Genomic DNA, 6,616 nt, shown 5'->3' on the forward strand with positions numbered 1-6,616 from the left:
GGCCAGGCGGCGCTGATCACGCCCACGCCGGGTGGTGGCTTCGACCTGGCGACGAAATCCCTTGCGGTCGATACGCTGATCAGTCCGCGGCGCGGTCCAGCACTTCGACCGACAGGATCGTGGGAAGGTGGCGGGCGATTTCCGACCAGCTTTCGCCCTCGTCAAGGCTGGCAAAGACCGAACCGCTGTTGGTGCCGAAATAGACGCCGGCGGGGTCGCGCGCGTCGCCGGCCATTGCCTGTCGCAGGACGGTGAAGAAGCAAGAGGATTGCGGCAGGCCCTTGCGCAACGCCTGCCAGTTCTGCCCACCGTCGCGCGATCGCCAGACCGCGGCGGCGGCGTCCGGCGGGAAGCGTCCCGCCATGTCACCGTTGAGCGGTAGCGTCCAGACCGTCTCGGGATCGCGCGGGTGGACATGGATCGGGAAGCCGAAGGTCGAGGGCAGGCCCGCGGTGATGTCGTCCCAACTGCGCCCGCCATCGGCCGAACGCCAGACACCATGGTGGTTCTGCTGATAAAGCAGCGTCCCGGTACCCGGCGCCTTGCGCAGGTTGTGCACGCAGTGGCCGATCTCTCCATTGGCGGGGGCGGCGGGGTGATCGTGCCCGAGGCAGCTTTCCGCATTCGACAGACGGTTCCGGCGCTCCCAGGTTTGCCCGGCGTCCTCGGTCGCAAAGACCCCGGCCGCCGATATGCCGACCCAGAAGCGCCTTGACTCGGCCGGGTCGGAGACGATCGAATGCAGCACCAGACCCGCCGCGCCGGGATTCCAGCTGCCGGCAGACGGGTGTTCGGTCAGGCCTGAAACCTCGGACCAGGTTTCGCCGTCATCGGTGCTGTGCAGCAGCCTCGCGGGCTTGGTTCCCGCGAAGAGCGCGCCATGACCGTGGTGAAGCGACCAGATCTGCGTGATCCGGTCCGCGAAGGGCAGGGCGGCTTCGGTCCAGCCGATCATGCGCGCGAAATCCGGATCGTTGGCGGCCCAGTCATCCATCTGGCCCTTTGACAGGCGCGCAAGCTGCCAGCTTCTTCCCTCGTCCGCGGATCGCCAGACGCCGGCACCGAACCATTCGCCGCCGCCGCCGGCCCAGATCATGCCGGATCCGGCTTCACCGACGACGTGGTTGATCGGCCAGCCTTGGCAATGCGGCCCGCTGACCGACCATCCCTTGCGCGCCGCGCCGCCGTCGATGAGGAAGGCGCCCTTGGTTGTCCCGACCAGCAAGGTAAGGCAATCCTCTGGCATGAGCTCCTCCTGTCGATGCGGAGGAGCCTAACACGCAGCCGGGATTCGGCCCAGCTTGCTCGCGCGACCGGAAGGCCTGTCGCGCGAAAATTGGCCGGGCGGCGCGCAGTGCTGGCGCGGTCGAGCGTTGGAGGCGGGTGTGTCCAGAGCAGCCCCATCACGGGCCAAAACCGTGCAGCGCTGACACCCGGGCTTTTCGGGGGTCGGTTCGCGCTAGTTGATGGCGCGCAGGAAGCTGTGCCAGACCCATCCGATGTGGCCCGCGGGCGTTCGTACCTGCCACCAGCCGTCGGAGATGCCCAGCCTTTCGACCCGCGTTCCTTCGGGTAGCGCGCCGACGATTTCGCCATCTGGTCCCCTGCGAAAATTCAGTGTTGAGGGCGCAACGCCGCTGACGCGGAAACGCGGCGCCTTCATCGAGTCAGGCGGTTGACCAAGGGGGGGACGCGCCGTGTCCAGTGCCGCGGCGACCTCACGGCGCATCTTGTCGCCGACCGCCTGCGCACCCAGCGTGCCGCGGTCGAAGGGCAGCACCGTGATGTCCCATTTGTTTCGCTGCGCTATGCTCAGGTTCGGCTGAACCTCGGCATGGGTGAGGACCGTTTCGGGCGTAACCGGGATGCCGTAGCGCTTGCACAGGATCGCGACGGTTTCGATCATCGACTGCCATTGCGCCTCGGTCAGCGGTTCGGCGCCCGCATCGAAGGGGCGTTCCTGCGCGCCGAACATGCAGCAAAGCGAAATGCCGATCGAATGGGAATTGGCGTTCAATGTGTGATTGGCGCGCGGTTCACCCGGCTTGCGACGCGCGGGGTCGTTGGCGCTGATCGGACAACCGCCGCGTCTGGGGGTGCCGTCGCCCTCGATCAACACGTGATAGGATTTCAGGTCGGTCGCGTTTGCCTTGTGTCGGCCCGCGGTCCAATGGACATGGATGCGCCGCATGTTCGCGTCCGGCATCCAGCTTGCAGGGATCGAAACGGACAAGGGCTACTCCCGATCAGGGTGCGTACCATGCAATTTTGACCTTATCAGAAATGACGCCGAGTCGCGACGTCTTTTACCCACGCTCCCCGACAGGGTCAGGCGCGGTTGCCTTGCCCCGGAAGTGTGGCGAAGCAGGTGGCGAGGCGCGCAGCCTCCTCTTCCAGCCCCCAGGGCGCGTTCACGACGAAGAGGCCGGATCCGACCATCCGGTGGCCGGGGCGCGCCGGTGGAAAGCCGACCTCGTGGCGCAGCGCCTCGGGAAACTTGGCATGCAGGTCCGTCAGCATGTCCTGATGCCGGGCATCCGTCAGGATCGGATACCAGAGCACGATGACCCCCACAGGCCATTTGCGCGCCATCGTGGCAATGAAGTCGGGCATCCGGGTGTAATCTGCGGCGACCTCGTAACTGGGATCGATCATCATCAGCCCCCGGCGCGGTGTGGGCGGAACGCGCGCGCGCGCCATCGCGAAGCCGTCCTCATGCCGGATCTGCGCCTCCCACGGCAGGGCCTGGGCCAGAGCGGCGTGTTCGGCCGGATGCGCCTCGGCCAGATGCAGACGGTCTTCGGGGCGCAGCAGCGCCGAGGCGATCAGCGGCGAGCCGGGATAAGCGGCGGCGCCGTGCGTGGCGCGGGTCGCGGCGATGGCCTGCGCATAGGGGTGATCGGGGCCGAACCAGTGTCCGACACGCGCGATGCCCTGCGCCGCCTCGCCGGTCTTGCGGGCCTCCGGGGCGTCAAGATCATAGAGTCCGCGCCCGGCATGCGTTTCGAGGTAACTCAGCGGCTTCGGTTTCCCGGTCAGGTAGCCCAGCATCCATGCCAGCAGGGCGTGCTTGTGCACGTCGGCCAGATTGCCCGCGTGATAGAGGTGCTGGTAGGAAAGCATGGGCAATCATCCTGCGCACGATCCGGGCGACCGTCGAAACACCAAAAGGCATACTTGCCAGACTTGGCACTGTCACCGGTCTCCGGGGCACGGCGCTTGGCAATCCCGTCCCGCGGTCGGGGGTGTCAACCAGAACTCAGTCCCGCCGACGCAGGCGGATCACCACATCGACGCGCGATATTTCACTGCCGGGGGGCGGCTCGGGCAGTTGGTCGATGCGCAGCTGCTCGGCCGGGGCGTCTGTCAGGTGCTGACTGTCTTCCCAGAAGAAATGCGGGTGATCGTCTGTGCGCGTATCGAAATAGCTGCGCGTCGCATCTACCGTGATCTCGCTCAGCAGCCCTGCTTCGCAGAACGCGCGCAGGGTGTTGTAGACCGTTGCAAGCGAAACCTTCTCGCCACGCTCCGACGCCGCAGCGAAGAGCCATTCGGCCGTCACATGGCGGTCGCGTCCGTCACCGACCAGAAGCGAGGCAAGCGCCAGTCGCTGGCGTGTCGGCCGCAATCCGGCCCGGGACAGCCACCGGGCCGCAGCGCCGGTTCCCTCCTCGGGCGTGGTCGAAAACTCTGTGTCCATGGCGCTTTACTAAGCGCGAATTCCTCAGGTTTCAATGGTGCAGGCTGAAGCCTGCCGCGCGAGCACACGCGGGTGCTGCCGAAAGACCCCTGGGGCAAAGCTGCCTTGTCAGCCGCAACGCGCAGGTGCTAGACGGGTCGGCACGGCGCGGCAGATAGGAAACGAGGGAGCGCAAGGTCATGGCGCAGTATCCAACACGCTTCGACAAGGAGGCGCTGCTTGCCTGCGCGCGCGGCGAGTTGTTCGGGCCGGGAAACGCGCAGCTGCCCGAGCCGCCGATGCTGATGATGGACCGGATCACCGAGATATCGGACGACGGCGGTGTTCACGGCAAGGGCCATGTCGTGGCGGAGTTCGACATTCACCCGGACCTCTGGTTCTTCGCATGCCACTTCCCGGGGAACCCGATCATGCCGGGGTGTCTGGGGCTGGACGGCCTGTGGCAACTCACCGGCTTCAACCTGGGTTGGCGCGGCTGGCAGGGGCGCGGCTATGCCCTGGGCGTCGGTGAGGTGAAGCTGACCGGCATGGTGCGTCCCGACCGGAAGATGCTGCGCTACTTCGTGGATTTCACCAAGGCCGTGCAGTCGCGCCGGCTGACCATGGGCGTCGCCGACGGCCGGGTCGAGGCCGACGGCGAGGTCATCTATCAAGTGCGCGACATGAAGGTCGCGCTTTCGGAAAGCTGAAGCGGCCCACCGGGCCAGGGAGAGAACACATGCGTCGTGTCGTCGTCACCGGGATCGGGGTGATCTCGCCCATCGGCAATTCCGCTTCCGAGGTCGAGAGCAGTTTGCGCGCCGGCCGCTCGGGCGTCGTCTTCGCGCCCGAATACGCCGAGCACGGATTTCGCAGTCAGATCCACGGCCAGCCGCAGATCGTGCTGGAGGACCATCTGGACAAGCGCGATCTGCGCTTCATGGGACCGGGCGCGGCCTACAACTTCATCGCCATGCAGCAGGCGATCGCCGACAGCGGCCTTGAGCCGGGCGAGGTGTCGAACCCGCGCAGCGGTTTGATCATGGGCTCGGGCGGGCCTTCGACCTCGAACTTCTTCCAGGCGCACAGGATCGTGATGGAAAAGGGCAGCCCGAAGCGGATGGGCCCCTTCATGGTGACCCGCTGCATGTCATCGACGAATTCGGCCTGCCTCGCGACGCCGTTCAAGATCAAGGGGGTGAACTACTCGATCACCTCGGCCTGCTCGACCAGTGCGCATTGCATCGGAAACGGGGCGGAACTGATCCAGATGGGCAAGCAGGACGTGGTCTTTGCCGGCGGTGGCGAGGAGTTGGACTGGACGCTCTCGTGCCTCTTCGATGCGATGGGGGCGATGAGCTCGAAATACAACGACGCGCCCGAGACGGCCTCGCGCCCCTATGACGTCACGCGCGACGGTTTCGTCATCGCCGGCGGCGGTGGCGTGCTGGTGCTGGAGGAACTGGAGCACGCCCGCGCGCGCGGCGCGAAGATCTATGCCGAACTGACCGGCTACGGCGCCACCTCGGACGGGCACGACATGGTCGCGCCCTCGGGCGAGGGCGGCGAGCGGTCGATGCGGCTGGCGGTGGCGACGCTGCCGGAGGGACGCAAGATCAGCTATATCAACGCGCATGGCACCTCGACGCCGGCCGGCGACGTGACCGAGGTCGAGGCGATCCGCCGGGTATTTGGCGAGGACGCGGTGCCGCCGATCGCCTCCACCAAGTCGCTGACCGGCCACAGCCTGGGCGCGACGGGGGTCCACGAGGCGATCTATTCGCTTCTGATGATGCAGGGCGGCTTCATCGCGCCGTCGATCAATGTGCGGGACCGCGACCCCAAGGTGCATGCGCATGAGATCGTCACCGAGTTGCGCGAGGGCGTCGAATTCGACAGCGTCCTGTCGAACAGTTTCGGTTTCGGGGGTACCAACGCGACGCTCGCTTTCAGCAGCTTCCGGGAGTAGGCAGCATGGCCGAACTGATGCGCGGCAAGCGCGGGCTTGTCATGGGCGTCGCCAACGAACGTTCAATTGCCTGGGGGATCGCTTCGGCGCTGGCGGCCGAGGGGGCGGAGCTTGCCTTCAGCTACCAGGGCGAGGCTTTCGGCAAGCGGGTGGCGCCGCTGGCGGCGTCGGTCGGCTCGGACATGCTGGTCGATGTCGACGTGACCGATGACGCGAGCCTCGATGCCGCCTTCGATGAACTGCGCTCGCGATGGGGGAAGATGGATTTCCTGATCCATGCCATCGCCTATTCCGACAAGAACGAGTTGCACGGGCGCTTTGTTCATACGAGCCGGGCCAATTTCAAGCATTCGCTGGACGTGTCCTGCTACAGCTTCATCGATGTCAGCCGGCGCGCGGCGGAACTGATGCCGGACGGGGGGGCGCTGGTGACCCTGACCTTTGGCGGATCGAACCGGGTGACTCCCTTCTACAACGTGATGGGCGTGGCCAAGGCGGCACTGGAGGCGAGCGTCCGATATCTGGCGAACGACCTCGGCCCGCAAGCGGTGCGGGTGAACGCCATCTCGCCGGGGCCGATGAAGACGCTGGCAGGGGCGGCGATCGGGGGCGCGCGCAAGACCTACCGCTTCACCGAGGCGAATGCGCCGCTTCGGCACAATGCCACGCTCGAATCGGTTGGCGGTGCCGCGGTCTTCCTGTGTTCGGACTACGGCGCCTGCACGACCGGCGACGTGATCATGGTCGACAGCGGGTATCACGTCCTGGGAATGCCGCAGTCCGAGAATATCTGACCGGCAGGATGCGTTTCGAACACGGGCGCGCGCACCTCGCCCCCATCGAGGGGGCTCGGCGCGCCGGGGCTGCCGCCCCGCCGGCCTGCGGCCTCCCCCGCTGGAGGCGATCCGCGGGCGGGGGTGCCGCGGCAGCGCCGGTCGAGGAGGCTCGATGCCTCCGAGGCCGGCACC

At 66.7% G+C, this 6,616-nt stretch carries 7 protein-coding genes; 3 read left to right on the forward strand and 4 right to left on the reverse strand.

What is annotated here, in order from left to right; all coding sequences use genetic code 11:
- Nucleotides 1-79: 79 nt before the first annotated feature.
- The 4 genes from IM708_RS19985 to irrA form a co-directional block, all read right to left on the reverse strand.
- Nucleotides 80-1,246, reverse strand: coding sequence for a sialidase family protein (locus tag IM708_RS19985; protein WP_209428330.1), 1,167 nt, complete (start codon nucleotides 1,244-1,246; stop codon nucleotides 80-82).
- Between the two features lie 213 nt (nucleotides 1,247-1,459).
- Nucleotides 1,460-2,233 carry an N-acetylmuramoyl-L-alanine amidase gene (locus IM708_RS19990; RefSeq protein ID WP_209428331.1) on the reverse strand — a complete coding sequence of 258 codons (774 nt, stop codon included), beginning with the start codon at nucleotides 2,231-2,233 and terminating at the stop codon, nucleotides 1,460-1,462.
- A gap of 95 nt (nucleotides 2,234-2,328) precedes the next feature.
- Entirely contained in the window at nucleotides 2,329-3,123 is a 795-nt protein-coding gene (gene rlmJ, locus IM708_RS19995; protein ID WP_209428332.1) for a 23S rRNA (adenine(2030)-N(6))-methyltransferase RlmJ, read from the reverse strand.
- A gap of 136 nt (nucleotides 3,124-3,259) precedes the next feature.
- Complete coding sequence (gene irrA / locus IM708_RS20000) at nucleotides 3,260-3,700, reverse strand: iron response transcriptional regulator IrrA (protein WP_209428333.1); 441 nt, start codon at nucleotides 3,698-3,700, stop codon at nucleotides 3,260-3,262.
- 179 nt (nucleotides 3,701-3,879) lie between these two features.
- Between irrA and fabA the strand changes: the two genes are divergently transcribed.
- Genes fabA through IM708_RS20015 form a run of 3 tightly spaced genes read left to right on the forward strand, consistent with a single transcriptional unit; the run spans nucleotide 3,880 to nucleotide 6,442 of the window.
- The gene (gene fabA / locus IM708_RS20005) at nucleotides 3,880-4,389 is read left to right on the forward strand and encodes a bifunctional 3-hydroxydecanoyl-ACP dehydratase/trans-2-decenoyl-ACP isomerase (RefSeq protein WP_209428334.1); all 510 of its coding nucleotides are present in this window, start codon (nucleotides 3,880-3,882) and stop codon (nucleotides 4,387-4,389) included.
- Between the two features lie 29 nt (nucleotides 4,390-4,418).
- Nucleotides 4,419-5,648: a beta-ketoacyl-ACP synthase I gene (gene fabB, locus IM708_RS20010; RefSeq protein WP_209428335.1), complete on the forward strand. Its 1,230-nt coding sequence runs from the start codon at nucleotides 4,419-4,421 to the stop codon at nucleotides 5,646-5,648.
- Between the two features lie 5 nt (nucleotides 5,649-5,653).
- Complete coding sequence (locus IM708_RS20015; RefSeq protein WP_209428336.1) at nucleotides 5,654-6,442, forward strand: SDR family oxidoreductase; 789 nt, start codon at nucleotides 5,654-5,656, stop codon at nucleotides 6,440-6,442.
- Nucleotides 6,443-6,616: the final 174 nt, after the last annotated feature.

The sequence above is a fragment of the Pararhodobacter sp. SW119 genome, from assembly GCF_017811755.1.
Classification (GTDB): domain Bacteria; phylum Pseudomonadota; class Alphaproteobacteria; order Rhodobacterales; family Rhodobacteraceae; genus Pararhodobacter.

Excerpts from the sequence above, each read along its gene's own strand:
- IM708_RS19985 (WP_209428330.1), bottom strand. The coding sequence starts at position 1,246 with ATGCCAGAGGATTGCCTTACCTTGCTGGTCGGGACAACCAAGGGCGCC.
- rlmJ (WP_209428332.1), bottom strand. The coding sequence starts at position 3,123 with ATGCTTTCCTACCAGCACCTCTATCACGCGGGCAATCTGGCCGACGTG.
- irrA (WP_209428333.1), bottom strand. The coding sequence starts at position 3,700 with ATGGACACAGAGTTTTCGACCACGCCCGAGGAGGGAACCGGCGCTGCG.
- fabA (WP_209428334.1), top strand. The coding sequence starts at position 3,880 with ATGGCGCAGTATCCAACACGCTTCGACAAGGAGGCGCTGCTTGCCTGC.
- fabB (WP_209428335.1), top strand. The coding sequence starts at position 4,419 with ATGCGTCGTGTCGTCGTCACCGGGATCGGGGTGATCTCGCCCATCGGC.
- IM708_RS20015 (WP_209428336.1), top strand. The coding sequence starts at position 5,654 with ATGGCCGAACTGATGCGCGGCAAGCGCGGGCTTGTCATGGGCGTCGCC.